The organism is Glutamicibacter sp. AOP38-B1-38 (genome assembly GCF_052377485.1).
GTDB lineage: Bacteria > Actinomycetota > Actinomycetes > Actinomycetales > Micrococcaceae > Glutamicibacter.
The window spans coordinates 108,851-133,937 of sequence record NZ_JBQSWU010000012.1 but is presented as its reverse complement, the minus strand read 5'-3'; the positions used below and the strand labels follow the sequence as shown (position 1 = coordinate 133,937).

The window sequence follows — 25,087 nt, the reverse complement described above, 5'->3', positions numbered from 1 at the left end:
GTCCGAAAAGCTGTGGATGAAGCAGCACGCGATGCACCAAAAAGCTCTGCGCTAACGTCCCCGGGCATTTTGCAGCCGCTGGCCTCGGTGCCTCGACCGTGCGCAATCCGTGCAAGGAACGCCCTCATGTGAATCCCGGACCGACGGCATCACCGACGAAGAATCCGAAGCCCCTGGCCACCAGCTGTTGCCAGCATTTCCTAGCAGGCGGTCCTGTCGAACGGTAGCAGGGGGCATCCGGGAACATGCGGCCATCCAGTTCTCAGAAACAGTTCCCGTCCGGGACCGTTTGAGCCGTCTCACCAAGGCCGCGGCGATCGGCGAGCAGAACGGCTCGCGTGCGACCTCGAATTTCCCGCCAACCCCGGAACAGTACTCGAACTGCTGGGGGATCCCCTCAGGCGGGGAACTGTGAATGACATTTCAGGGACCGAAAGCTCAACATGCGCCGTGAATAGCAAAACTAATGGAATGCGACTGATAGGTGCTCGGCGGTAGCCAACGGTGTGTCGACCAACAGGCCGGCGACCGACGCGAGAGAGCGTCACCATGAAGAACTTCGCCCGAACCGGCGTCCCGGCGCTCTTACCCGGCGCGGCAATTGATGTTGAGGTCACCGCACAGGTAGCTGCCGAAGCAAGTCTGACGCCGAGTCCCAGCTAGGGGTGCTTGTCGACGCCGGTGCCATTTCAGCTTTTGGGCACCATCGTCTTCCAGAGCGGACTATCAGAAGCCGGCGAGAAGTCATGCTCCTCCGGCTTTGCCGCTGGCGGTCGTTGAGATCCGCTTGACGGGGTCGAAATGAATTTCGCAGCGGACGCTGTGGCGGCGGGGGCGTTCTGGTGGTTGTAAGCCTTGGACGCTCTCATTTCTCTACGCGATGCGCAGGGGCCCTGCTCGAAATGGTGCGCACGTGGGCCCGAGTGATCATTTCGCAGACTACCTGCCCTAATGCCAGAGGACCCGCTCGCCGTGCTTGGCGTAGCGTGCATCTGCCAAATGCTGTGCCACAGAGGGACCCTGAGCGCGGGAACTGTTCATGGCGCCGAATCTAGAATTGGAGCCCGGTTTCGGGCGGCTTGGGAACGTTGAACCTCCGAGCGTTCTGCCTGGCCCGGACCTGGAAGTGGGATTTTGCTGCTTGCTCCAAAAGGTCCCGCCGTTCTGCCGGCGCCGGAAGATGAAATGAATTTGGGCTACCGCATTCCCTTCTGAGGAACTGCGAAGCGGCACTAAGATCAAATAAAGAGTATTTTTCGTGACGCACATCTCAATATTAGTTTTTGCCGATTTGGGCTATCCCCAGCCCAAATCGTGCAGTTTTTCGTCGTCGATTCCGAAGTGATGGGCCACCTCGTGCATGACCGTAATGCGAACCTCCCGCACGACGTCATCGCGTGTTTCGCAGGCCCTGAGGGTCGGGTTTTTGAAGATCGTGATTCGATCAGGCAGTGCCCCTGAAGCCCAGTCAAGATCTCGCTCGGTTAGCGCAACACCCTCGTATAGCCCCAGAATGTCGGTGTTTTTCGCTTCTCCGGGAAGTGGCTCGTACTCGTCCTCGATGAAGAAAACAACATTGTCCATCATGGTTATCGCCGACTGGGGAATGCCGTCGATGGCAGCCTGAACCAGCTCGTCAAATTCGTCGTCGCTCATCTCCAAGTCCATGATTCAAGCCTACTGTTCGCCGTCGATTTGCGTCCCCTAAAAGTTCTCCGGATGCCGGTTTTGCAAATGGCAAAAAGGCCACGTATAGTTATTGAAGTCCGCAGCGGAGACGAAAGAAACCGCAGCAGATATAGGCCCCCATCGTCTAGCGGCCTAGGACACTGCCCTTTCACGGCAGCGGCACGGGTTCGAATCCCGTTGGGGGTACAAACAGCCAATTCGTTGGTTGTCAGATGGAGAAATCCATTGGCTTGCGAAAGCAAGGCCCTGTAGCGCAGTTGGTTAGCGCGCCGCCCTGTCACGGCGGAGGTCGCGGGTTCAAGTCCCGTCAGGGTCGCTCGGTTTATTGTTTAGGCAATAAATCTGGTGTCCACTCAGTGGTGCCAGGCTCTGTAGCTCAGTTGGTAGAGCGTTCGACTGAAAATCGAAAGGTCACCGGATCGACGCCGGTCGGAGCCACGCAGCCCTCGGTATACCGAGGGCTTTGCCATGTGGTTTGAAGTTAGATTCAAAACTCATGGCCCTGTAGCGCAGTTGGTTAGCGCGCCGCCCTGTCACGGCGGAGGTCGCGGGTTCAAGTCCCGTCAGGGTCGCCAAAATGAAAAGCTCCGGTTTCAACCGGAGCTTTTTGCGTTAACGAAATACTTTTTGATTCGGCCGTCCTGGACAGAATTTAGTTGGCCCGGCCCAGATGCCGCGGACCCAGCCAGCGGTTCGTCAGCCGTCGATAGGCCGCCGCCGCCGTGGGCAGATCTCCGTCTTCGATTGCTTGGATTCCGTGCATGAGGTCGTTGGCGGATTCATCTGGCCACACGATCTCGGCAAGCATCCCGTAGTCCAATTCGATCACCGAGCGGCTATCGAAGGATTCAAGCCAGCTGCCGAGCGCGCCAAGCTCCTCAAACAACGGTGCCTGAGGTGCATAGGTCACGAGCGTTTGCACTGCCCAAGAGAGGCGTTCTACCGCCTGATCGAAGGGTACTATGAGCCGCACTGTGAGCAACCGGTCATCAACATGAACCTGTTCGTACTCGTCATCTTCCCGGAAGAGCGCAAACCAGCTCAGCGGTATACCCCAGGTGGAAGTGCGGGTATGCAGGTGTGTGAGATCTGCTGCTAGCCGATCGGGATTAACACGCTCGGCATTCGCGCTACGTGCTGCGGGAGGCACCAGGAGGTCCAGAACCTCGGTCCGGATGGCCTCCTCGGCCTGTTCTGCGGCCAGCAGGCTGCGCGCCTGCAGCTGGCCGGGACAGTATCGGGTGTGCTCGTTGCCCTCGTAGTCAAGGATCTTCAGCGAGCGAAAATGCTCTGCTTCATGGTGCGGGAAGGGGTCCGAGATGGGGCGCAGCGTGCGTTCCCAGAGCCGTTCGTTCTCGAAGTTGTCCCAATGGCTTGCGCTACGCTGCCCGGTGCGCAGGATAATTGACTGGGCCCAATCCTCGAAAGCGTCCAACGGTTCATAGACGCGCAAATGCGCGGTAGCTGCCGTAAGCTCTGCCAGTGGCCCAGTCAATTTTCTGGTCATGGTCAGTCGTCCAACTCCACGATAACCGGAGCATGATCGCTAGCGCCCTTGCCCTTGCGTTCCTCGCGGTCGATGCTCGCGGTAGTGACCCGTTCGGTTAGTGCGGGGGAGGTCAACGCAAAATCGATCCGCATGCCCTCGCCTTTCGGAAAGCGCAGCTGTGTGTAGTCCCAGTAGGTGTAGGCGCCCTCGGTGTGTGGGCGAACTACGTCGGTGAAACCGGCGTCTTCGAATCCGCCAAAGGCGGCACGCTCGGGGGCCGAGACGTGGGTGAGCTGGTTGTCCAAGAAGAACTGGATATCCCAGACGTCCTCGTCTTTCGGCGCGATGTTCCAGTCGCCGAGCAGTGCAATTTGAGCTTGTGGATCTGCGTCGAGCCATTCGACCGAATTTTTCTTCAATTCGTCGAGCCAGTTGAGCTTGTAGCCCATGTGCTCGTCATCCAGGGCCCGGCCGTTGGGCACATAGAGGCTCCAGATGCGAACCCCGCCGCAGGTGGCCGCGATGGCTCGGGGTTCTTGGATCGGGTCTTTCCCGCCCTTGCCGAACTCTGGCTGATTCGGGAACGTGCGCTGGACGTCATCCAGCCCCACACGGGAGGCGATTGCCACGCCATTCCACTGGTTGACGCCAAAATGCGCCACCTCGTAGTCGTTGTTCTCGAAAAGTTCCCAGGGGAAATTGTCGTCTTTGCATTTTGTTTCCTGAATTGCCAGGACATCAACGTCGGTACGGCGCAGCCAGTCTTCGACGCGGTCAGCCCGGGCGCGCAGGGAGTTCACATTCCAGGTCGCTATCTTCACTAGTTCAACCTATCAAGTTTGCTGTCATGCGCCACTTCAATTTACTTGGAAGTCCGAGTATATTCGAGAATGAACTGTGACAGCGATCACCGAGGGGTGGGTATTTTGACCGACATTCTGACCGAGCGCCGGGGGCATTTGGGACTCATCACTCTCAATAGGCCCAAAGCGCTCAATGCGCTCACTACGCAGATGTGCCGGGGCATGCTCTACGCGTTGCTTGAATGGCGTGATGATCCAGCGGTGCGACAGGTCGCGATCACCGGAGCGGGGGAGCGAGGCCTGTGCGCAGGGGGCGATATTGTGGCGATCTACCGGGATATCTTGGACCGAGATGGGTCCACCGAAGAGTTCTGGCGTATCGAGTATCAACTTAATGTACTCATTGACGAGTATCCGAAACCGTTCGTGGCGTTGATGGACGGCATAGTGCTTGGCGGCGGGATTGGGGTTTCCGCCCACGGCAGCCATCGCATCGTGACCGAGACCAGCCGCTGCGGCATGCCAGAGGTGGGAATCGGTTTCTTCCCAGATGTGGGAGGTACCCACCTGCTGGCCAAGGGTGCAAAAGCCGCGGGACGCCTAGCGGCACTAACCGGGATGAGATTCCACGCGGCAGACACCATTGCCTTGGGGCTGGCAGACGACTACGTGGCGCAGGCGAGCTTGCCGCAACTGCTGACCGAGTTGGAGACTCTCGAAGCCGATCAGGTGATTACGCGATTTACGAGCACCGCCGAGCAGGGAATACTGGACGAGGATTGGGTTCAGGCCTTCGCCGAACCAAGTATCCCGGCGATTCTCGCCGCGCTCGACGCTTGCGCGGACGCACAGGCCAGCTTTGTCTCCAAGGCGCTCCGAGCCGCCTGCCCTAGTTCGGTGCGGCTCGTCGATGATTTGTTGGCCAGTGCCGGGAAGGACCTGCGCGAGGATCTGCGTCGCGAGTTCAGGGTCGCGGTTAACCGACTGGATGACCCGGACTTCGCCGAAGGAATCCGGGCCGCGGTGATCGACAAAGATCGCAACCCCCAGTGGCATGAACGAGTGGGTAATTTGACCCGCGAACAGCGAACGGCACGACATTTCGCACCATTGCCTGGAGCGGAATTGAATTTTGCACTGTTGGAGCAGGGGTTACGAGAAAAGAGTGGAAGATGAGCGGAAAACCAATCATAGGATTCTTGGGACTGGGCCATATGGGGCTTCCCATGGCCATCAACTTGCACCGTGCGGGGTATCGCCTCAAGGCTTTTGATGTGGTGCCTGCCGCTCTTGAAGCGGCCGCCGCGGCCGGAATCGAAACTGTGGTTACCGGCACCGAAGCCGCAAGCGACGTGGATGTCGTGCTCACCATGTTCCCCACCGGGCAGCATGTACTGGATGCCTACCGGGACTACCTGCTTGGGGCGGCCAAGACGGACACCTTGTTCTTGGAGTGCTCGACAATCGATGTGGCACAGGCGCGCGAAGCCGCCCAGCTCGCGGTGGCGGCCGGTCATCGAAGTGCCGATGCTCCAGTTTCCGGTGGTGTAGTTGGCGCGGAAGCGGGAACCCTGACATTTATGCTCGGCGCCGATGAAGCCGACCTGGCGCAGATCAACCCGGTGCTCGAAATCATGGGCAAGCGGGTCGTGCATTGCGGTGGGCATGGGGCGGGGCAAGCGGCCAAGGTTTGCAACAATATGCTTTTGGGCATCTCCATGCTCGGCGCGGCGGAAGCCTTCGTCTTAGGCGAGCGTTTGGGCCTAGAGCACCAGGCCCTATTCGACGTGATTTCCTCGGCTTCGGGGCAGTGCTGGGCGGTGACAACAAATTGTCCGGTCCCGGGCCCCGTCCCTAGCTCGCCGGCCAACCGGGAATATCAGCCTGGATTTGCTGCCGCGTTAATGGCCAAGGACCTCGGTTTGGCCTCCAGCGCATTGGAACAGACGCAGACCGATGCGCAGCTAGGCAGTCTCGCGGCCGCGCTGTATCGGAAGTTCAGCGATGAGGGAAATGCAGGCACCGACTTTTCCGGGGTCATCAATGCGATTCGAGACGGTTCGTTATAGGAAGTCGCCCGAGGCGCGGCGGAAACGAGAGAGGATCTCGAATAGATCTGTCGCGTCTTTGGCTTCCAAATCGCTTTGGGCGAAGAGCTGTTCGTTTAAATCAGTTCGGGCGGCATCGAGCACCTCCAGGCCTTGGGCCGTGAGTTCCAGGAGCCTGGTTCGCCCATCGGTAGGGTGCGCAACTCGTTGCACCAGCCCGGTGGCCTCTAGCCGGTCCACCGAGTTGGTCAAGCTCGTAGCATGAACCTGAAGCAGCTCACTTGCGTGACTCATCGGGAGCGAACCGCGCTTGGAGAACCCAAGCAAGGCGAGCACTTCGAAACGCGCAAAGGTGAGCCCGTGCGGTTTGAGAATCGCATCGGCTCGCTGCAGGAAAATCGACGCGGTGCGCATCACCGCGGTGATTGCGGCCATGGCGTTGGCTTCGGATGCCCAGCCATGGGCAACCCACTGTTCGCGTGCCTGAGCAATCGGATCGCGCGGCAATGGAGAATTCAACATTTACCCCCTATGGAAGTCTTAGTCCAACAATATACTTGGACTTCCAAGGGTTTGGAAGGAGAAATCGGATGGACCTATTGGGTGTGGCACACCAACTGCACGAGGCCGATCGGACACGACTAGAGCAGGTGCGTGAATTCTTGCAGACACGCATCCGCCGGCAATCGATTGAATTCTGGAATCGAGAGGAATTTCCCCCAGGGCTCGTTCAGGAGTTGGCAGATGCCGGTCTGGCGGGAATCCAATTAGATGGATCCTCGCATCTGCTACGCGGATTGCTCCACGCGGAGATCGCGAGATCCGACGTATCCCTTTCATCTATTGTCGGCATTCATAATGAGCTCATTGTGGGTATGATCGATGCGCTCGGGTCAGATGAGCAACGTGAATCCTGGCTTCCAAAGCTCACTAAGTTCCAAGCTTTTGGCGCCTTTGCCTTGACCGAGCCCGACCATGGTTCGGATATTGCTGGAGGTATTCACACCACAGTGAACCGCGAGGGTGACGAATACGTGATCAACGGTGCCAAGCGTTGGATCGGCATGGGAACCATCGCTGATTTTGCGTTAATTTGGGCAAAGTGTCCCGAGAGTGGCGAGGTGGGGGCCTTTCTGGTGGAAAGCGACCGCCCGGGCTACAGCGCAACCAAGATCGAAAATAAGATCGGCCTGCGCATTATGCAGAATGCGGATATTTCTATGGAGAATGTCCGCATTCCCTTGAAGAATAAGCTCCCTGGAGCGGTCGACTTCGCTTCGGCGAATGCGCTGCTCATGCAGTCTCGCGCCTGGGTTGGGTGGCAAGCGGTCGGCGCGATGGTGGCAACCCTAGATATCTGTACCGCCTACGCCAAGGAGCGTCAGCAATTTGGCCAACCCATTGCGGCCTTTCAGCTGGTGCAGCAATCCTTGGCGGAGATCGCCGGCAACGCAACTGCCTGCCTTTCGATGATGATGGACATTGCGCGCAAGCAAGAACGCGGCGAACTGGAAATGGTTGATGCGGCGCTGGCCAAATCCACGGCCACGAGGCTCGCGCGCCAAGCGGTCTCATTGGGCCGTGCACTGCTTGGTGGAAATGGCGTGGTGACCGACCATGAGATGGCTAAATTCTTTTGTGATGTTGAAATCCTTCACACTTACGAGGGCACCTATGAGATTAATTCCTTGATTGTTGGACGAGCGCTGACCGGAGTGAGCGCTTTCGTCTAGAAGCCATTCCCGTGCGTAGGCGGCCGGTTGCCACTGAACTACTTTGCTGAAAGTACTTTCCAAAGTAGAAAGTACTTGTTAGGCTATGTTCATCGGCACGCCGCACCTACGCAAGGAGAAACAAGATGTTCACTTCAATGAAATTCTGGTTCGTCGCCGCACAGATCACCTTGGTGGCGTTGTGCCTGACGCTTGCACTGGCTGGCTTCTTGAAAGACGCTCCAGCTATGGTCATCGCGGGGATCTCCGGCTTCGCCGCCATCGGGGCGTCGATTAGTTCCTATTACCAGCACCAGAAAAATTCCCGGAAGGTCGCCTCATGATCCGCGAACCAGAATTCACTCCGGGCGACCAGCTCGCTGCGCTGGAAAATGCGCAACGTTCAATGACTTCAGTAACTGCGCGCGGTGCTCGGCAGCTAGGCCTGACCTGCATCATGCTCGGGGTTGTGCTTGGTGCGCTGCACTCCTTGCTTCACATTTTCAATCCAGAGCAAGGCCTACCCGCATTCTTTGTGCTCACCGGGGCGGCGATGCTAGCAATGATTGGGCTGAGCCTGGGGTATCTCAAGGTATGCCGGGTGCTGCCCCACGGCTTTAGTAAAAAGTACCTGTTGAGCCTGTTCTTGAGCATAGGGATCTATGCGTTGACGCTGACGCTAATTACCACCCCAATGCCATTTATCGCCACCGTGCTGCTCGGCCTTGCAGTCGCCCTGCCGCTGCTGATCGGCGGATTCAGGATGTTGGCACGATGAGCGAACATCCACGAAACCAGATGAATGACGACTTCACCAACCCGGTTCGACTGTCATTGATGGCAGCGCTACAGGGAGTTGATGAGATTGACTTCAAAACCCTGCGCGAAACCCTCGGGGTGTCTGACTCGGTTCTCTCTCGACACATCTCGGCACTCGAGGCCAAGAAGTACCTGAATGTGCGCAAAGGATTCGTTGGCAAGCGGCCACGCACCTGGGTGAAGCTCTCTGAGCATGGACGCAGCAGCCTCAATGAACATATTCAGGCGTTGCGCACGATTACAAGCGGTCTATAAACCGCTAACTGCGCCACCAGGTATCGAGGTAAGTGGCGGGAACCGTACGCTTATGGCGCGAAGCGATGAAGCGGGACTCGATGGTCTGGGCCGCGGAAGTATCGACTTCCCGGCCTTCGAGGTAGTCATCAATCTGCGAGTAGCTCAGCCCCAGCTCGTCCTCATCAGTCCGCTGCGGCTGGCCATCTAATAGGTCCGCGGTTGGTTCCTTGGCCCAGAGGAGCTCTGGAGCACCCAATTCTCGCAGCAAGGCTTGGTTCTGGCGTTTATTCAACCCGGCGAGAGGCAAAAGGTCCGCGCCACCATCTCCGAACTTGGTGAAGAATCCGGTGACCGATTCGGCTGCATGATCGGTTCCGAGGACCAGCATGCGGCGATCGCCGGCCATGGCGTATTGCACGATCATGCGCATTCGGGCCTTCGCGTTACCGCGGTTGAAGTCGCTGATGCGTGGGTGGCCCGCGTTGTCCAGCGCTTCATCCAGAGCCTTGACGGGCATTTCGATATTTACTTCAAACTCCTCGTCGGCGCCGATGAACGCCATGGCCTTCGCCGCGTCATCGGCGTCGCTCTGCACCCCATGGGGCAGGCGGACCGCGACAAAGTGCGCGTCGCCGCCGGCGTCACGGACCTCTTGGACCGCCAGTTGCGCAAGCCTTCCGGCCAAGGTGGAATCGATGCCGCCGGAAATTCCCAGCACGAAACCCTTGGCTCCGGTTGCACCGAGGTAGTCCTTCAGGAACCCCACGCGCTGGTGGATCTCCTGTGCCGGAATGATTTGTGGCTTGACGCCAAGTTCTTCGATGATCTCTGCTTGCAGTTCGCGCATGCATCCAATACTAGGCATGAGAATGGGCGCAGCGGCCAAATACCGCTGTTCGGGGCGGAAAGTTAATCTGTTTTCAACATTCCACCCGGCAGGCTACTCGGTTTCAGCCTCGGCCCAGCCAAAGTTCTTGGCCATCTGTTCCAGGGAACTCACCGTGGTGGAATATGCCTCCGGGGTGAGCCCCTCGCCGCACTGGGTGCGGATTCGTTCGACCAGTTCGCTGAGCTTCACCAGTGACACATGTCCGCGTTCGGTGATCAGATACTCACCGCCTTGGCGCGAAATCCACCCGGATTCCACGAGCTCTGCCAGGTGTTCGGTGACGGACTGAGGTTCATCGGGCGAGGCAAAAAACGGTGAGAGGCCCGTGGTGAGCTCGGCTTCCGACGCAGGATTCTGCTCGAGCAGGTTCAGCACCTGCCATTGCCGGCGCGTGACACCGTGTTCTTCCAAGGTCGCTGCAAACTGCTCGTCGATCAGCGAATCCACCAATTTTAACCAGAAACCCAAGGGGCGAGTCGCATTCATGATCCCACCCTAGCCGGGAGTTACGGCTGGGGCTAGGGGCTAAAATAAACAAGTACGGCCAGCTCAATCGCGGTTCCACCGATCCGTCACCGGGCCCTGATCAGGTAACGATGCACGGCTGCGAGGGACTGTTCCCGGAGTACCGCGTCTTGGGGCTGGATTGCACCGAGAAATAGCTGTCATACAGGGCATTCCTTGCAACGGCCACTCGGTTGTGGCGATTAGAATTGTGCCTATGAGCGAAACCAACGCCCGTGAGCGGCTTAAAGAACTGATCCAAGAACTTGCCATCGTGCGTGGCAAGGTCACTCTTTCCTCCGGCAAGGAAGCGGATTACTATATCGATCTGCGCCGGGTCTCCTTGCAGCAGGAAGCTTCCGGACTCATCGGCGAGGTCATGCTCGATCTGCTGGACGAGGCAAAGCTTGAATTCACCAATGTTGGCGGTTTGACCATGGGCGCAGACCCGGTGGGTACCGCAATCATGCATACCGCGCGAACTCGGGGCCGTAGCCTTGACGCATTCGTGGTGCGCAAGGCGCAGAAGTCCTATGGAATGGGACGTCAGGTTGAAGGGCCGAGTGTCGAAGGCAAGAACGTGATCGTTCTGGAAGATACCTCAACTACCGGTGGTTCCGCTCTGACTGCCGTTGAAGGCGTGCGCAAGGCCGGCGGCAACGTCATTGCCGTCGCCGTGATCGTTGACCGCGACACCGGCGCCAAGGAGCGCATCGAGGCCGAAGCTGGCGTTCCGTACTTGTTCGCCTATGGCAAGACCGAGCTGGGCCTGTAACTACATACGCAATAAGAACTGGCCCGGATGGGACGGATTTTTGATCCGCCCCATCCGGGCCAGTTTTTATTGAGCTGCGGTTCCTAAGCCGTGGCTTGCTAGTACGTCAAACCGTAGCCGAAGGGGTAGAGCTCACCATCGGTGGTTTCCGCATAACCTGGCAGGTCGCTGTACTGCTCGCGGATGGCCTCGGCGGTGCCGGCCAGCGCGAACGGCATGCGACCCTGCGGTGCCACCTTTCCGGAGAGCACGTCCATCAGCGCGGTGTCGCTCATGCCGAATCCTGCCACGATGGCGCCCGCATCGCGCATTCCGCTGGCCTCATCCATGACGAATGGCTGGCGGAAGTACACGTGCATGACAACCTTGCTCGGGTCCTCTACCTCGTTCATGACCTCTTTGATGGTGTCCAGCGAGGGGCTGATTTCCCACGACTGCGATTCGGACATACCGGTGAAGTCAAGGACGCTGGACTCCCATGGCAGCGAGCCGCCGAAGACCAGGCCGTCGTCCGTGCAGCTCTCGGCATCTTGGGTCATGCAGGCATCCGCGGCGCCAAACGGACTGTTGCCGTCGAGCCCAGCGACGCCGTCCATGATGATCGAGCTGAGGTGCTCGGGGTTCATCCCGGTTTCCGGATCGTTGGACTTGTAGGCGCTGGTGTTTTTGTTGTTCACGGTCACCGAGATCAGCGCGTAGTCGCTGTCTTCGGCGCTTGGACGCGCGGCCGGATCTTCGGTGTTGCCGTTGGTGACGTCGTAGCCGTAGCTGGCGACCTTTTCCTCGGTGAAGTCACCCAGGATGTAGACATCCGAGTTCGGCTTCAGCGGAAGGACCTTCTCCCCGTCTGGAGTTTCCTTGTTCTGCAGCAATACCGCCGATTTGCGCTGCAAATCCAGTCCTACCTCGCGGTTCGCCTCGCTGCCAACGATCTTGCCGGCGGATTCGACCTCGACATAGGGGTTCTCAAACAGGCCCATCTGGAACATCGGGGTGGTCAGCCGCGTAGCTGCCAAATCGATGCGTTCTTCGGTGAGCAGTCCCGAGTCGACCAGATCGGTGATTGTCTTGACGTCGTGGAAGCCCGAAAGGGTGTCGGTTCCCCCGTTGACCGCGGCGGCGACCCGCTCCGGGACGCTCTGGTCTTCTAAGCCCCAGGCGCGGTCGTTGATGATCCCGGTGTCAGAGTTGACGTATCCGGCGAAGCCCAGCTCGTCGCGCAGCAGGTCATTGACGATCTGTTTGGAGAAGGCCATGCCGGTCGAGTCGTATTCGACGCCGTTGTAGGTGACCTCCATTGGTGCCCCGTAGTAGGGCATGATTGAGGAAACGCCGGCATTGATGGCTGCTTCGAAAGGCTTGAGGTGGTAGCCGAAGCCATCACCTGGGTAGACCTGGGTCTTGCCGAAGGAATAGTGCGCATCCAGGCCCAGTTCCTGCGGCCCGCCGCCGGGGAAGTGCTTCATGGTCAGCGCGACCGGGCTGTCCGGGTTCAACGAGACGCCTTCTTGGTCCGTTGGCCCCTGCAGGCCCTGGACGAGCGAGCTCATGATGTTCGAGTTGAGCTCAGCGTCCTCGGTGAAGGTCTCGTGGGCACGGTACCAGCGTGGTTCGGTGGACAGGTCCGCCATGTAGCCGTACATTCCGCGCAGCCCGATGGAGGCCCATTCGTCGCCCATGACTCCGGTGAAGTCGTCGATGATGGACATGTCTCCGGTGGTCGGCTCCTGCCCGGTGCGCAGTGCCTCTTCGCCCAGGGCCGCGGCCGCCAAGCCCGCCTCCTTGGGGAAAGCGGTGAAGGCGCCGGCGGACTCGTTGATTCCTGCCCGGGCATCCGGGTCGATGTGGTTGCGCGCGTTGGACTTGAACAGCATCGGGATGCCCAGGCGAGTTCCCTCGCCGAGCTCCTGGACGGTGTTCATGTATTTGGCCGCTTCCTGCGGAGTCAGCGAGGTGCTGGCCCGGAAGCCGCCTTCGCTGTCGCCGCAGACTGCTTTGTCCTCGCTGGTCACCGTGTTGCGGAAGACGAAGCGGTGCATCTTCTGGTTGTTCACGTAGTCGCTGGCCTTTGGATCCAGCGTGCCGCGGGTTTGCGTTTCGACGTCGCAGGCGGCGTTCAGCGTATCGATCAGCATCAGTCCGGACTTCTCGTCCAAGGTCATCTGCGAGACCAGATCCGCGGCGCGTTCCTCCGCTGGCTTGCGCCAGTCTTCATAGGTATCGAGCTTGCCGTTGGCGTTCAGATCCTTGAAGCTGCGGCCCTTGTGCTTGATGGTGTCCTTGACGCGTGCTTCAAGCGTTGGCGGTTTGCCGTGGTTTCCCTCGGTGGATTTCGCCGCGGTAGGGAGTTCCGCGGCAGCTGGCTCGTTGCGGTTGCCGGGCATGGCGCCGGCTGCCGGGGCGGCCAGCGTAAGGGCCAGGGGAATGACTATTGCCGCCGCGATGCGGCTGCGCATCGCGAGCGCTGAATTCTTTCGGGACATCGGTGTCTCCATTGGTGGGTTGCGAGTGATGGTTGGAATCCCTGAGCTGTGCGGATATTCCAAATCACTTCTACTGTGACTTGGCGCATAGTGAAGTTCGAAGCGGTTGCCATAAATTGCCGGGTTGCAGGAAAGTGCCTTGCAGGCCCGGATGCCAAAAATCCCCTGCAGGCCTAGGCCTGCAGGGGATCAAGGTGGAGCAATCGCTGCCTAAGGTGCGATCAAATCCAGCTGGGTTGGCAGCCAGAGGCTTAGCTCTGGAACGAAGACCACGAGGAGCAGCCCCGCGAGGAGTGCGATCAGGAACGGCAGCAGTTTCTGGATCACCGGTTCGATGCGCAGCCCCGCGACCCGGGCGCCGATGAACAGCACGTTGCCCACCGGCGGGGTGATCGTTCCAACGCACAGGTTGAAAACGAGCATGGTGCCGAAGTGCACCGGGTGAATTCCGAACTCCATGACGATCGGGAGGAAGATCGGGGTGAAGATCAAAATTGCCGGAGTCGGATCCATGAACGTTCCCACGGCCAGCAGGATCACCATCATGATGATCAGGATGAGTGTCGGATTTTCGGTCAGGCTCAGCAGCCCGTCGGAGATCATATCCGGGATGCGCGCGAAGGACATCAGCCAGGACATTGCCGTGGAAACGCCGACGAGCAGCATCACGATGGCGGTGGTCTTGGTTGCGTTGAGCAGGATGCCGGGCAGATCGCGAACCTTGATTGCCCTGTAGATGAATCCCAGGATCAGGCAGTAGACCACGGCGATCGCGGCTGACTCGGTGGGCGTGAAGACGCCGCTGAGGATACCGCCAATGACGATCACGATCATCAGCAGCGAAGGAATGGCCTTGACCAGGGTCTGGATCGCGACGGCGAAGGTGACGCGTTCGGTGGAGCGAGTTTCCTTGTGCTTGCGCGAGTACAGGTAGATCACGAGCATGCACGCGAGGATCCAGACCAGGCCCGGGCCGTAGCCCGCCACGAAGAGGGCGGCGATCGAGGTGCTGGAAACCAGCGAGTAGACAATGAAGGTATTGCTCGGTGGGATCAGCATGCCCGAGGGCGCCGAAGCGATATTTACCGCCGCGGAGAAGTTGGGGTCGTAGCCTTCCTTCTTCTGCCGTGGACCCATGACGGTGCCTACGGCGGCGGCCGAGGCGACGGCCGCTCCGCTGACCGAACCGAAGAGCGCATTGGCCACGGTATTGGTCTGCGCCAGCGAGCCGGGCATCCGGCCGACCAGCACCTTGGCGGCATCGATCAGCCGCCCGGCAATCCCGCCATTGTTCATCAGCACGCCGGCCAGGATGAAGAACGGTATGGCCAGCAGCGTAAATGAATTAATACCGGCGAACACCTGCTGCGAGGTGGTCAATACGGCCCGGTCGAAGCCTAGGACCGCGATGATTGCGGCCACCGAGCTCAGGCCGATGGCCACCGCGATAGGCACCGACAAGATAATGAGTACAACGATTCCGACGAGGAGTATGAGCCCCGCGAGTAGTGCAGTTTCCACGGTTCCTCCTAGACGACGTCGGGTTCGGTGTCTGCGATGGGCTCTTCATCGCCGCGGATAACCGCAAGCGAATGGTAGATCGCATAAAAAATGATGATGATGCCGGTGATCGGCATGACCAGATACAGCGGGCCGACCGTGGCGGGCAGGCCGGTCAGGGCCTGCCCCCACGATTTCTCGGCCACGCGGAAACCGCCCCAGACCAGTACCAATGCGGAAAATGCCACAATGGCAAGCTGAACAAAAAGCGCCGTCGCTTTTTCCAGGGTTGTGGGCAATTTGCGCACCACGAAGTCCACCGCGATGTGGCCGCGTTCGGCGAAGACCAGCGCCGCGCCGAACAGGCCGAGCCAAACGAACAGGTATTGCGCGAGCTCTGAAGTCCAAGCGCTGGGGCTGTTGAGGACCTGGCGGGCAAAGACCTGCCAGACCACCGTGAGAACGAGGACCGCGAATAACACGACGCAGGCCACCGCGAGGATTCTGTCGAAGCTTCTCTTTACTACTTGCATGAAATTACCTGTCCGTTAACCAATGCTGATTACTTGGCCGCAGCGCGTGCAGCGTCGTAGATCTTCTTGGCGGAGTCGGTCTTGACATACTTCTCGATCAGCGGCTTCAACGCCGTCTGGAATGCCGCGGCATCCACGTCGTTGAATTCCACGCCGGCGGCTTCGAGCTCGGTGTGCGCCTTCTCGGTTTCGGTGGTCCATAGCGCGGTGTGCTCGGTGACCGCAGCATCCCACTGCGCGTCGAATGCCGCGCGGTCTTCTTCGCTCATGGCTTCGTAGGCGTCGGTGTTGACGACCACGTAGTCCAGACCCACCAGGTGGTTGGTGTTGGAGAAGAACTTGGCAACCTCGGAGTGCTTCTGGGTCAGGTAGGAGACTTCGTTGTTCTCGGCCGCGTCGATCACGCCGGACTGCAGCGCGGTGTAGACCTCGCCGAAGGCCATTGGGGTAGGGGCGCCCTTCATGGCCTTGATCATGTCCAGCTGCACCTCGGATTCCTGAACGCGCACCTTCATGCCGGCCATGTCCTCGGGGGTGTTGATCGGTGCCTTGGCGTTGTAGATGCTGCGGGTGCCCTGGGTGAAGCCGCCGAGTACGGTCAGGTTCTGGTCCTCCAGCGAGGAGTAGAGCTCGCCAACGATTTCCTCGTCACCGATCACGCCCATCTGGTGCTCGACGCTGTCGAAGACCCCTGGCAGGTTGAAGACCTGGAATTCTGGGTTCAGGTTCTCCAGCTGGGTGCCGGAGACGACGGCCATGTCCACGCTGCCGTCGCTGACCAGCTGGATCGCTTCCTGCTGCGCGCCGAGGGTTTCGTTGGCGTATACGTCAACGGAGACACGGCCCTCGGTAGCTTCGTCGAGGTTCTTTCCCATATTGTCCAGTGCAATGAAGGACGGGTGGGTTTCGGTCTGGTTCAGGGCTAGGCGAAGCTCCTTTGAATCGCCACCTCCCGAAGCATCGGTGCCACCACAGGCCGCGAGGGTCAGCATCATTACTGCCGCGGCGCCGGTGAGGCCCAAAAATTTAGTGGAACGCATGTGTTACCTGTTTCCTGCCCGCATGCGGGCATCTGTAAGGGCTCGGATCCCCGGCCGATTCACTTGCAATGGGGACACGCCACCAAGTGCGGCGGGTCCTTGCCATACTCCATAGAGCCAAACCCCGTTGCCATATTGCAACATGTTGCCACTAGTTGCATGGGTCACGCTTACACTGATCGATGGAGGTCCAGATGACAGAATTACCAAAGCAACCCTCGATCTATGACGTGGCCGCGGCGGCAGGAGTTTCCGCATCCACGGTTTCGCGTGCCTTCGCCAGACCCGGTCGGGTCAGCCACCAAACGGCGCAACGCATCTTCGATGCAGCGACCGCTATCGGCTACCGCTCGGCCCACATGCCGGGATTCAGCCGTGCCGCGGGGCGCCACACCTCGATGATTGCCGTGGTGATTGCCGATATCAGAAACCCGGTTTATGCGGAGATCGTGCGTGGGGCCGAGGCCGCCGCCTCGGAATCCGGCTACATCACCCTACTTGCCCACACCCAGGAATCCGAGGTTCGTGAACGCCAGGCGTTGGAACGTGTCCTGCCAATGGTTGACGGCATCGTGCTCTCCAGCTCGCGCATGTCCGACTCCGCGATCCGGATGCTTGCCAAGCAGAAGCCGATGGTCGTGATGAACCGTGCGGTCAAGGACGTGGCCAGCGTGGTCACCGACAATGCGCGCGGAATCCGCCGCGCCGCCGAGCACCTGGCCGAACTTGGCCACCGCAATATCACCTACCTGGCCGGGCCCGAGGCCTCCTGGGTGGACGGCATGCGCTGGCGTTCGCTGCGCGAAGCGGCGAGCGAACTCGGACTCTCGGTGCGTCGCACGAACTCGTCCAAGCCGACTATCGGCGGGGGTGAGGCGCTGGCAACCGAATGGCTGCAGCGCCGGACCAGCGCGGTCATTGCCTATAACGACCAGATGGCCATCGGCTTCATGCGCGGGCTGACGCAGGCACGGGTGCAGGTTCCCGGCGAGGTGAGCGTTGTGGGATTCGACAACAGCTACGGTGCGGCCTTGGTTACTCCGGCACTGACCACGGTGGAAACACCGTTGTACTCGCAGGGCGCCACCGCGGTGAACAACCTTCTGGCCTTCGCCGCGGGCGCCAAATCGAGGTCAAACGAACCGGTGGTGCTGCCGGCAAGGCTGGCGGTGCGCAATTCGACGGGACCGGCGGCGGAATAGGTAGTTGCACTCGGGCAGCTGTTGTTGCCAACAAATGGCAACTTGTTGACGAAGGTCATACAACTTGGAAACCATGTTGCCATGTCCTCATCGATTGCCGCCGCGCCAGACCGGCTTCTCCCATCCGATCCCGGAACGCGTGCCATTGCACGAAATCTCCTGGAGCTGGTCCAAGACCTGCCGATTATCTCCCCGCACGGCCACGTCGATCCGGCCATGCTGGCCACCGATACCCCGTTCCCGGATCCGGCTTCGCTGTTGGTCACCCCCGATCACTACGTCAAGCGGCTGATCCATGCAAGTGGCGTCCCGATGGACCGCTTGGTGCTGGGCACCAGCCCAGACGTTGATGCCCGCTCCATCTGGCGCGAATTCGCCAAGGCCTGGCCGTTGTTCGACGGCACCGCTTCGGGCTACTGGCTGCGTTCCGAGTTCGAGCATGTATTTGAACTGCGCGACGAAATTTCCGAGGCAACCGCAGACGCTAGCTTCGACGCGCTGCAGCGCAAGCTGAACGAGCCGAGCTTCCGCCCGCGCCAGCTGTTCAAGGACTTCAACATCGAGGTGCTGGCCACCACCGATGACCCGATGGATGATCTGCGCTACCACGCGGAAATTGCGGCAGATGCGAGCTTCGCAGGACGGGTGCTGCCGACCTTCCGTCCCGACGCCTACCTGAACATCGCCCACCCGGATTGGGTGGAGAACGTGGATAAGCTCATCGGCGAGGCCGGCGACGGGGCTTCGGGCTACGCCGGCTACCTCGCAGCCTTGGAGAATCGCCGCAATTACTTCATCTCCCACGGTGCGGTTTCCGCGGACCACGGCGTGCGCACCCCGCTGACCCTGAAGCTGGACCGCGCCGAGGCCGAACGCCTGTTCACCAAGGCCCGCTGCGGGGAGGCCACCGCCGAGGACCGCGACGTGTTCGAAGCGCACATGATGTACGAGTCCGCGCGGATGTCGGTGCAGGACGGTCTGGTGATGACCGTGCACCCCGGCTCCTTCCGCAACCACCACCTGCCAAGCTTCGAGAAGTTCGGTGCCGATACCGGCCACGATATTCCGTTCCCGGTCAGCTTCACCGAAGCGGTGCGCCCGGTATTGCAGGACTTCGGCACGGCGGCGGACTTCAACTTCATCCTGTTCACCATGGATGAGACCGTTTATTCCCGCGAGCTGGCGCCGCTGGCCGGGTTCTACCCTTCGGTGTACATTGGCGCCCCGTGGTGGTTCCTCGACGCCCCCGATGCGATGCTGCGCTTCCGCTCCGCGGTGACCGAGACCGCCGGGTTCTCCCGCTCCTCCGGGTTCATCGACGACACCCGCGCCTTCTGCTCGATCCCGGCCCGGCACGACGCCTCACGGCGCATCGAAGCCTCCTTCCTGGCCCGGCTGGTCGCCGAGCACCGGGTCAGTGAGGACCGCGCCGCCGAGCTGATCGTTGATGTCGTCGACGCCGCACCACGCAGGGCTTTCAAGCTGTGAGCGGCGCAGCGCAGCGCAGCGGCACCCGCCCGCAGATCCGCATCGTGCATCTAGGGCTGGGCGCCTTCCACCGCGCCCACCAGGCCTGGTACACCGTGCAGGCCGGCGACGGCTGGGGGATCGCCGCCTTCACCGGGCGTTCGGCGACCGCCGCGCAGACGCTGAACGCGCAGGACGGGCTGTACACCCTGGTCACCCGCGGGCCGGAGGGTGACCGCTTCGAAACCATCGAATCGATCGCCACCGCCTACGCGGCCAGCGACCTCGACGCGTTGCGCGACCTGCTCTCCCGCGGCACCACCGCCATCGTGACGCTGACGATCACCGAAGCCGGGTACAAGGTCATCACTGCCCAGGGGCAACCGGTGCTCGATGCCCAAGATCCAGATGTGCGCCATGACCAAGAAGCGCTGGCCAGGATGCTCGACGGCGGCGAAGCGGTGGGAGAATTGCGCACCGCCCCGGCGCGCATCCTGCTGGGGCTCGCCGCCCGCAAGGCCGCAGGTGCCGGCGCCCTGGCGATTGTCTCCTGTGACAATCTGCCGGGCAATGGCGCGGTCACCCGCGCCGCGGTGCTCGGCTTCGCCGCCGGAATCAATGCGGAGCTGGCTAAATGGATCACCGCCAATGTCAGCTTCGTGGACACCTCCATCGACCGAATTACCCCGCGGACCACGGAAGAAGACCGTGCCACGGTCGCCGCCGAAACGGGTTTCCAAGACGCGTCCCCGGTAGTCACCGAACCGTTCACCTCCTGGGTGCTGCAAGGAGACTTCCCAGCCGGACGTCCGGCCTGGGAAAAGGCCGGCGCCTTGTTCGTTGATGATCTTGAGCCCTTCGAACGGCGCAAGCTCTGGCTGCTGAACGGTGCCCACACGCTGATGGCCTACGCCGGACAACTGCGTGGACACGAAACCGTTGCCCAGGCGCTGGCCGACCCGCAAGTCAACCAGTGGGTCCAAGAGTTCTGGGATGCTGCGGCGGCGCACCTGAGCGAGCCGGGACTGGATATCCCCGGCTACCGTCAGGCGCTGGCCGAACGCTTCGCTAATCCGCGCATCGCCCACTACCTAGCTCAGATCGGTATCGACGGGTCGCTGAAGCTGGCAGCCCGCGCGATCCCGGTCTACCGGGCAGAGCTCGCCGCCGGACGCGACGGGCGCGCAGCCTTGCGTCCCATCGCCGCCTGGTGCGATCAGCTCACCGCCCAACGTGCCGCGGGCGCGGAAGTGGCAGACGCGCAGGCTCCGACCCTGGAAGCGGCGCTCGCCGATTCCTCGGGGTCCCGGGAGCAGACCATCGCGTTTCTCACCGTGCTTGATGCGCAGCTCGCCGCCGAAGGCCCGGCAGTGGACGGCGTGCACCAGCTGCGCAAGGGATTTACCAGCTAGTTTTCTCCACCTCTCACGTGAGCATCGAAGCTCACGTTTCCCGAAAGGATTGCCATGAAAATCATCAAGGCAGAAGTATTTGTGACCAGCCCGTCACGCAACTTCGTGACCCTCAAGGTCACCACCGAATCCGGCCTGGTCGGCATCGGCGACGCAACCGTGAACGGCCGCGAACTCGCGGTCGCTTCCTACCTGAAGGACCACGTCGCCCAGCTGCTCATCGGCAAGGATGCGCACCGCATCGAGGACACCTGGCAGTTCCTCTACCGCTCCAGCTACTGGCGCCGCGGGCCGATCACCATGGCCGCGATTGCCGCGGTGGACATGGCCCTGTGGGACATCAAGGGCAAGGCCGCGAACATGCCGGTCTACCAGCTGCTGGGCGGCGCCTCGCGCAACGGCCTGCGCGCCTACGGCCACGCCTCGGGCACCGACACCGAGCAGCTCTTCGACTCGATCCGCGAGCACCTGGAACTGGGCTACAAGTCCATCCGCGTGCAGACCGCCGTCCCGGGCATTAAGGCCGTCTATGGCGTTGCCGCCCAGACCCAGGCCTCGGGTGAACGCTACGACTACGAGCCCGCCGGCCGCGGCGCGTTCCCGCAAGAAGAGGACTGGGACACCCGCGCCTACCTGCGCCACCTGCCGAGCGTCTTCGAGGCGGTGCGCAACGAATTCGGCCCGGAGATCCCGCTGCTGCACGACGGGCACCACCGCATGACCCCGATCCAGGCCGCCAAGCTGGGCAAGTCCCTGGAACCCTACGACCTGTACTGGCTCGAGGACTGCACCCCGGGTGAGAACCAGGAAGCGCTGCGCCTGGTCCGCCAGCACACCACCACCCCGATCGCCATCGGCGAGGTCTTCAACACGATCTACGACTTCCAGTCGCTGATCAAGGAACAGCTCATCGACTACGTGCGCGCCGCCTCCACCCACTTCGGCGGCATCTCGCCGCTGAAGAAGGTCATGGACTACGCCGCCCAGTACCAGGTCAAGTCCGGCTTCCACGGCCCGACCGACATCTCCCCGGTGGGCTTCGCCGCCCAGCTGCACGTGGGCCTGGCCATCCACAACTACGGCATCCAGGAGTACATGCAGCACTCGGACGCCACCAACACGGTCTTCGAGCAGTCCATGACCTTCGAGGACGGCTACCTGCACCCGGGCAACAAGCCGGGCCTGGGTGTCGAATTCAACGAGGAAGCGGCGTTGTCCTACCCGTACCAGCAGGCCTACCTGCCCTACAACCGTCTCATCGACGGCACCGTGCACGACTGGTGAGCCAGCAAATTGTGGCGCAAGCTGGGCAAACGGAGACTTCCGAAGGAGCTGTCGCATTGAACCGGGTCATCGTCATGGGTGTCTCGGGCTGCGGCAAGTCCACCGTCGGCGAGCTGCTCGGCGCGGAACTGGATGCGGGATTCCTCGATGGGGATTCGCTGCACCCGCAGGCGAATATCGACAAGATGGCTGCCGGGCAGCCACTGGACGACGCGGACCGCGAACCGTGGCTTCGCGAGGTCGGCAATCGTTTGGGAGCGGTCGGCAACGAATCAATGGTCATCGCCTGCTCTGCGCTGAAGCGGAAATACCGTGACCTGATTCGGGCGCAAGCGCCGGGAACGGTGTTCATCCACCTGCACGGCTCGGAGGAGCTGTTGACCGAGCGCATGGGCTCACGTCCCGGCCACTTCATGCCGGTGGGACTGTTGCAGTCGCAGTTGGCAACCCTCGAACCGCTGGAAGCTGACGAATTCGGTCTCGTACTGGACATCGCGCAGCCACCTAGTGAGCTGGTTCAGGATGCGGTTGCTTGGCTGGAATTCCGAGACTAGAACTCAGATTAACAGGCAGTGGGGACTGATTCTGCTCAGTCCCCACTGCCTATTGCTTCCAGAAGATTACAGCGCTTCGAGTCCTGCCCTGCAGAGAGCGTTGAGAAACCCCAGGCAGATTGGTGCCTTTGCTGCGCCGGGCCTCGGGGCCGGGGGGGCTACGGCGTCCTGCGGCGCAGCGTCAGCGAACCGATAATAAGCGCCGCAATAATCCACGCGATGATAACCAGCAGGCTCGCGGTCGTGGCCGAATCTTCGGTGCCATTCGCGATCGCCGTCAACGCATCGATCGCATGAGATAGCGGCAGCCAATCGCCGAAGACCTCCAGGGGACGTGGAAGCTGCGCACGTGGAAGGATGATCCCGGCCAGCAGGAATTGCGGAAAGATGAACAGGGGCATGAACTGCACCACCTGGAATTCGGTACGGGCGAAGGCGCTTGCCATCAATCCCAGACTGGTGCCCAACAAGGCATCGAGCGCCGCAACCGAAAACAGCAGCCAAAGGCTCCCCTGGATTTCCAAGCCGCACACCCAGACGGCAAATGACACCGCGATCACCGTTTGGAGGATTGCGATCAGGGTGAAGGCCAGCGCATAGCCAAGAATGAATTCCCCCTTGGCCAGCGGCAAACTCAGCAAACGCTCCAGGGTTCCGATGTGGCGCTCACGAAGCGTGGCAATGCTGGTCACCAGAAACATGACGATAAACGGAAACAGCGCGATCATGGCTGGGCCGATCAGGGCAAAAACGTCTGTATCGGTGAAGATCCAGGACATCAAGCCAATGAGCAGGCTGGGAACCACCAGCATGAGGGCAATGGTTCGTGGATCGTGCCGAACCTGCTGCAAGACGCGTCCGGAGGTGGCGAGCGTGCGGATCATGGTGAACTCTCCTTGCCCGCGGCGCGGTGTTTTGGAGTCGGCCGTGCAACGTTCGGCGTTGCGCCGCCAACCCCGCCAACAAGGGCCAGGAAGGCTTCTTCTGGATTCTCGGTTCGAGTGCGTGCAAGCAGTTCAGCCGGGGTGAGCTGGGCTAGCAGTTGGCCCTCGCGGAGCAGGAGCAACTCGTCGCAGCGCATCGCTTCATCCATGACATGGCTGGAGACCAGTAGGCACATTCCGGTGGCGGCAAGTTCGGTAAACAGCCGCCAGAGATCGGAGCGAAGCACCGGGTCAAGCCCGACCGTTGGTTCATCGAGGATGACGAGATCTGGCGTTCCGAGCAACGCAATGGCCAATGACACTCGGTTGCGTTGTCCTCCGGAAAGATCTATGGCTAATTTTTTCGACTGAAGATCGAGATCGGTCAACGCGATGACGCGGTCAACATCTGCGGTGGATACGCCAAGAATCCTTGCGAAGTAGGCGATATTCTGGCGCACGGTGAGATCGTCGTAGACGCTGGCAGCCTGCGTCATGTAGCCAACTCGGTGGCGCAGGGCCTTGCTGCCGGCCGAGGAGCCGAGCACCTTCACGCTGCCATGGGTGATAATTTGGCTCCCGACGATGCTCCGCAGCAAGGTGCTCTTGCCGCTGCCGCTAGGGCCCAGTAGGCCAATGACGCGTCCGGGGGACAGCGCAAAACTCAGCTCGTCGAGCACAAGCATCTTGCTTCGCTTCGCGCTCAAACCGTCCACGACAACGCAGGCCGATTTATTCATCATGCAATGAATTAAAGACCCCTTTAAGGCCGGGGTCAACGCTTTCAGGACGGCATTTTTCCTGTCAGATGCCACTGGACGGCGGGCCCAATGCAGGCGACTACCTCCTCGTCCTCCATCGAAGCCAGCGGCTCGAGCTGAATGATGTACCGCCCGATAATCATTCCGATGACCTGTGTCGCTGCCAGCGCGGCTCGTCGGTCGGCGTCGGCGGGCGGCAAGGATTTGCCAAGCCGCGCGAGCAGTTCTTTTTGGAGGAAGGGCCGCATGAGCTTGGTTGCCGACTGACTGGAAAGCATGCCACGGATCAAGCTGGTGGCCGCAGGACGAATGGCGGGGTTTGCCCACGCCGTCACGACGGTGCGCACCAGGGCTTCGCCCAGTTCGTCAAGCGGGCTGGTCATTGCCTGAGCAACCAGCTCCCCAGGATTAACCGGCATATTGAGCGCTTCGAGGAAGAGGCCGGTCTTGTCTTTGAAGTAGTGGTGAACCAGAGCCGAATCGACACCAGCGCGGCGCGCCACGGAACGAATGCTTGCCGCCTCGAAACCGACGGTGCTGAATTCCTCGGTCGCGGCTTTCAAGATTTTCCGGCGGGTTGAACCTGTGGTGCTGCCCCTAGGCCGCCCGCGGCCACGTGGTGCGGCGCTCGGGTATTCGGATTCCTGATTCACGGATCAAGCATACGTCTTGGGTGCCTCAGCTGCGCTTGGCCCACAGGCCGAGAATTACGAGCAAGTAGGCGAGCACGGCAAATCCGAGCAGGCGGTGCTCTCCCCACACCACGGTATTGGATACGGAGCAGTGCAATTCGGCGCCTTGGCCCAGACAGGAACGCATCGCATAATTCAAGGCGATGAAAAGGGTCAGGCCCAAATAAATGCCAACGGCAAGCAATACGAACTTCAACAGCCTCCGCTGGGAGGGACGGCTCATCATGCAAACAAGTATCCGCCCCTTTCCACGGTTGGCAAGGGGCGGATC

Annotated in this window: 27 protein-coding genes and 4 tRNA genes; 17 read left to right on the top strand and 14 right to left on the bottom strand. The window is 60.7% G+C overall.

Features of this window, described 5'->3' with window-relative positions; translation table 11 throughout:
- The first annotated feature begins 289 nt into the window (after positions 1 to 289).
- The gene (locus ACT3TP_RS09185; RefSeq protein WP_444616745.1) at positions 290 to 415 is read left to right on the top strand and encodes a hypothetical protein; all 126 of its coding nucleotides are present in this window, start codon (positions 290 to 292) and stop codon (positions 413 to 415) included.
- Positions 416 to 1,296: 881 nt separating this feature from the next.
- On the opposite strand, the gene ACT3TP_RS09180 is transcribed toward ACT3TP_RS09185, so the two are convergent.
- On the bottom strand, positions 1,297 to 1,656 hold the full coding sequence (locus ACT3TP_RS09180) for a metallopeptidase family protein (protein WP_444620448.1): 360 nt from the start codon (positions 1,654 to 1,656) through the stop codon (positions 1,297 to 1,299).
- Positions 1,657 to 1,802: 146 nt separating this feature from the next.
- Between ACT3TP_RS09180 and ACT3TP_RS09175 the strand changes: the two genes are divergently transcribed.
- The 4 genes from ACT3TP_RS09175 (at position 1,803) to ACT3TP_RS09160 (ending at position 2,264) form a co-directional block, all read left to right on the top strand.
- Positions 1,803 to 1,875 (top strand) — tRNA-Glu (locus ACT3TP_RS09175).
- Between the two features lie 56 nt (positions 1,876 to 1,931).
- Positions 1,932 to 2,005: transfer RNA gene (locus ACT3TP_RS09170), tRNA-Asp, on the top strand.
- A gap of 49 nt (positions 2,006 to 2,054) precedes the next feature.
- A tRNA-Phe gene (locus ACT3TP_RS09165) sits at positions 2,055 to 2,127 on the top strand.
- A gap of 60 nt (positions 2,128 to 2,187) precedes the next feature.
- Positions 2,188 to 2,264, top strand: a tRNA-Asp gene (locus ACT3TP_RS09160).
- 77 nt (positions 2,265 to 2,341) lie between these two features.
- Here the strand turns inward: ACT3TP_RS09160 and ACT3TP_RS09155 are convergent.
- Positions 2,342 to 3,196, bottom strand: coding sequence for a hypothetical protein (locus ACT3TP_RS09155; protein ID WP_444620447.1), 855 nt, complete (start codon positions 3,194 to 3,196; stop codon positions 2,342 to 2,344).
- A gap of 2 nt (positions 3,197 to 3,198) precedes the next feature.
- The gene (locus ACT3TP_RS09150) at positions 3,199 to 3,999 is read right to left on the bottom strand and encodes an exodeoxyribonuclease III (protein WP_444617822.1); all 801 of its coding nucleotides are present in this window, start codon (positions 3,997 to 3,999) and stop codon (positions 3,199 to 3,201) included.
- 105 nt (positions 4,000 to 4,104) lie between these two features.
- Between ACT3TP_RS09150 and ACT3TP_RS09145 the strand changes: the two genes are divergently transcribed.
- Together ACT3TP_RS09145 and mmsB are read left to right on the top strand one after the other, a co-directional pair.
- The gene (locus tag ACT3TP_RS09145) at positions 4,105 to 5,157 is read left to right on the top strand and encodes a 3-hydroxyisobutyryl-CoA hydrolase (protein WP_444617820.1); all 1,053 of its coding nucleotides are present in this window, start codon (positions 4,105 to 4,107) and stop codon (positions 5,155 to 5,157) included.
- The gene (gene mmsB / locus ACT3TP_RS09140; RefSeq protein ID WP_444620446.1) at positions 5,154 to 6,050 is read left to right on the top strand and encodes a 3-hydroxyisobutyrate dehydrogenase; all 897 of its coding nucleotides are present in this window, start codon (positions 5,154 to 5,156) and stop codon (positions 6,048 to 6,050) included. Before ACT3TP_RS09145 ends, mmsB begins: the two co-directional genes overlap by 4 nt.
- Here the strand turns inward: mmsB and ACT3TP_RS09135 are convergent.
- On the bottom strand, positions 6,045 to 6,548 hold the full coding sequence (locus ACT3TP_RS09135; protein WP_096286035.1) for a MarR family winged helix-turn-helix transcriptional regulator: 504 nt from the start codon (positions 6,546 to 6,548) through the stop codon (positions 6,045 to 6,047). The genes mmsB and ACT3TP_RS09135 overlap by 6 nt on opposite strands.
- 71 nt (positions 6,549 to 6,619) lie before the next feature.
- On the opposite strand from ACT3TP_RS09135, the gene ACT3TP_RS09130 reads away from it, so the two are divergent.
- The 4 genes from ACT3TP_RS09130 to ACT3TP_RS09115 all read left to right on the top strand — a co-directional run bounded on the left by ACT3TP_RS09130 (position 6,620) and on the right by ACT3TP_RS09115 (position 8,815).
- A complete protein-coding gene (locus ACT3TP_RS09130) occupies positions 6,620 to 7,762 on the top strand; it encodes an acyl-CoA dehydrogenase family protein (protein ID WP_404288696.1) in 1,143 nt (380 codons plus the stop codon).
- Between the two features lie 125 nt (positions 7,763 to 7,887).
- On the top strand, positions 7,888 to 8,085 hold the full coding sequence (locus tag ACT3TP_RS09125; protein ID WP_444620445.1) for a hypothetical protein: 198 nt from the start codon (positions 7,888 to 7,890) through the stop codon (positions 8,083 to 8,085).
- Positions 8,082 to 8,519, top strand: a complete 438-nt coding sequence (locus tag ACT3TP_RS09120; protein ID WP_444620444.1) for a hypothetical protein — start codon at positions 8,082 to 8,084, stop codon at positions 8,517 to 8,519. The genes ACT3TP_RS09125 and ACT3TP_RS09120 overlap by 4 nt, the downstream gene beginning before the upstream one ends.
- Positions 8,516 to 8,815 (top strand): winged helix-turn-helix domain-containing protein, encoded by a 300-nt coding sequence (locus tag ACT3TP_RS09115; RefSeq protein WP_444620443.1) that lies wholly within the window; start codon positions 8,516 to 8,518, stop codon positions 8,813 to 8,815. Before ACT3TP_RS09120 ends, ACT3TP_RS09115 begins: the two co-directional genes overlap by 4 nt.
- 4 nt (positions 8,816 to 8,819) lie before the next feature.
- Here ACT3TP_RS09115 and nadE read toward each other — a convergent pair whose 3' ends face one another.
- Together nadE and ACT3TP_RS09105 are read right to left on the bottom strand one after the other, a co-directional pair.
- A complete protein-coding gene (nadE, locus tag ACT3TP_RS09110) occupies positions 8,820 to 9,644 on the bottom strand; it encodes an ammonia-dependent NAD(+) synthetase (RefSeq protein ID WP_444620442.1) in 825 nt (274 codons plus the stop codon).
- Positions 9,645 to 9,737: 93 nt separating this feature from the next.
- Positions 9,738 to 10,172, bottom strand: coding sequence for a MarR family winged helix-turn-helix transcriptional regulator (locus tag ACT3TP_RS09105; protein WP_096285805.1), 435 nt, complete (start codon positions 10,170 to 10,172; stop codon positions 9,738 to 9,740).
- A gap of 235 nt (positions 10,173 to 10,407) precedes the next feature.
- On the opposite strand from ACT3TP_RS09105, the gene pyrE reads away from it, so the two are divergent.
- A complete protein-coding gene (gene pyrE, locus ACT3TP_RS09100) occupies positions 10,408 to 10,965 on the top strand; it encodes an orotate phosphoribosyltransferase (protein WP_444617680.1) in 558 nt (185 codons plus the stop codon).
- A 98-nt stretch (positions 10,966 to 11,063) separates the two neighbouring features.
- On the opposite strand, the gene ACT3TP_RS09095 is transcribed toward pyrE, so the two are convergent.
- From ACT3TP_RS09095 to ACT3TP_RS09080, 4 genes are all read right to left on the bottom strand, one after another.
- Positions 11,064 to 13,448: a glycoside hydrolase family 3 N-terminal domain-containing protein gene (locus ACT3TP_RS09095; RefSeq protein ID WP_444620441.1), complete on the bottom strand. Its 2,385-nt coding sequence runs from the start codon at positions 13,446 to 13,448 to the stop codon at positions 11,064 to 11,066.
- Positions 13,449 to 13,658: 210 nt separating this feature from the next.
- Positions 13,659 to 14,969 (bottom strand): TRAP transporter large permease, encoded by a 1,311-nt coding sequence (locus ACT3TP_RS09090; RefSeq protein ID WP_444620440.1) that lies wholly within the window; start codon positions 14,967 to 14,969, stop codon positions 13,659 to 13,661.
- An 8-nt stretch (positions 14,970 to 14,977) separates the two neighbouring features.
- The gene (locus ACT3TP_RS09085) at positions 14,978 to 15,442 is read right to left on the bottom strand and encodes a TRAP transporter small permease (protein ID WP_444620439.1); all 465 of its coding nucleotides are present in this window, start codon (positions 15,440 to 15,442) and stop codon (positions 14,978 to 14,980) included.
- Positions 15,443 to 15,510: 68 nt separating this feature from the next.
- Complete coding sequence (locus ACT3TP_RS09080; protein WP_096285797.1) at positions 15,511 to 16,521, bottom strand: TRAP transporter substrate-binding protein; 1,011 nt, start codon at positions 16,519 to 16,521, stop codon at positions 15,511 to 15,513.
- Positions 16,522 to 16,715: 194 nt separating this feature from the next.
- On the opposite strand from ACT3TP_RS09080, the gene ACT3TP_RS09075 reads away from it, so the two are divergent.
- The 5 genes from ACT3TP_RS09075 to ACT3TP_RS09055 all read left to right on the top strand — a co-directional run bounded on the left by ACT3TP_RS09075 (position 16,716) and on the right by ACT3TP_RS09055 (position 22,440).
- Positions 16,716 to 17,723, top strand: coding sequence for a LacI family DNA-binding transcriptional regulator (locus ACT3TP_RS09075; RefSeq protein ID WP_217990365.1), 1,008 nt, complete (start codon positions 16,716 to 16,718; stop codon positions 17,721 to 17,723).
- 81 nt (positions 17,724 to 17,804) lie between these two features.
- Positions 17,805 to 19,211 (top strand): glucuronate isomerase, encoded by a 1,407-nt coding sequence (gene uxaC, locus ACT3TP_RS09070; RefSeq protein WP_096285793.1) that lies wholly within the window; start codon positions 17,805 to 17,807, stop codon positions 19,209 to 19,211.
- Positions 19,208 to 20,602 carry a mannitol dehydrogenase family protein gene (locus tag ACT3TP_RS09065; protein WP_444620438.1) on the top strand — a complete coding sequence of 465 codons (1,395 nt, stop codon included), beginning with the start codon at positions 19,208 to 19,210 and terminating at the stop codon, positions 20,600 to 20,602. The genes uxaC and ACT3TP_RS09065 overlap by 4 nt, the downstream gene beginning before the upstream one ends.
- A 54-nt stretch (positions 20,603 to 20,656) precedes the next feature.
- Positions 20,657 to 21,886, top strand: coding sequence for a D-mannonate dehydratase ManD (gene manD / locus ACT3TP_RS09060; RefSeq protein WP_444617671.1), 1,230 nt, complete (start codon positions 20,657 to 20,659; stop codon positions 21,884 to 21,886).
- Positions 21,883 to 22,440: a gluconokinase gene (locus ACT3TP_RS09055; protein ID WP_444620437.1), complete on the top strand. Its 558-nt coding sequence runs from the start codon at positions 21,883 to 21,885 to the stop codon at positions 22,438 to 22,440. Before manD ends, ACT3TP_RS09055 begins: the two co-directional genes overlap by 4 nt.
- Positions 22,441 to 22,598: 158 nt before the next feature.
- On the opposite strand, the gene ACT3TP_RS09050 is transcribed toward ACT3TP_RS09055, so the two are convergent.
- The 4 genes from ACT3TP_RS09050 to ACT3TP_RS09035 are packed head-to-tail and all read right to left on the bottom strand — an operon-like array spanning position 22,599 to position 25,042.
- The gene (locus ACT3TP_RS09050; protein ID WP_444617667.1) at positions 22,599 to 23,324 is read right to left on the bottom strand and encodes an ABC transporter permease; all 726 of its coding nucleotides are present in this window, start codon (positions 23,322 to 23,324) and stop codon (positions 22,599 to 22,601) included.
- Positions 23,321 to 24,106 (bottom strand): ABC transporter ATP-binding protein, encoded by a 786-nt coding sequence (locus tag ACT3TP_RS09045; protein WP_176484157.1) that lies wholly within the window; start codon positions 24,104 to 24,106, stop codon positions 23,321 to 23,323. The genes ACT3TP_RS09050 and ACT3TP_RS09045 overlap by 4 nt, the downstream gene beginning before the upstream one ends.
- A gap of 41 nt (positions 24,107 to 24,147) precedes the next feature.
- Complete coding sequence (locus ACT3TP_RS09040) at positions 24,148 to 24,777, bottom strand: TetR/AcrR family transcriptional regulator (RefSeq protein ID WP_096285785.1); 630 nt, start codon at positions 24,775 to 24,777, stop codon at positions 24,148 to 24,150.
- A 25-nt stretch (positions 24,778 to 24,802) separates the two neighbouring features.
- A complete protein-coding gene (locus tag ACT3TP_RS09035; RefSeq protein ID WP_096285783.1) occupies positions 24,803 to 25,042 on the bottom strand; it encodes a hypothetical protein in 240 nt (79 codons plus the stop codon).
- Positions 25,043 to 25,087 lie beyond the last annotated feature (45 nt).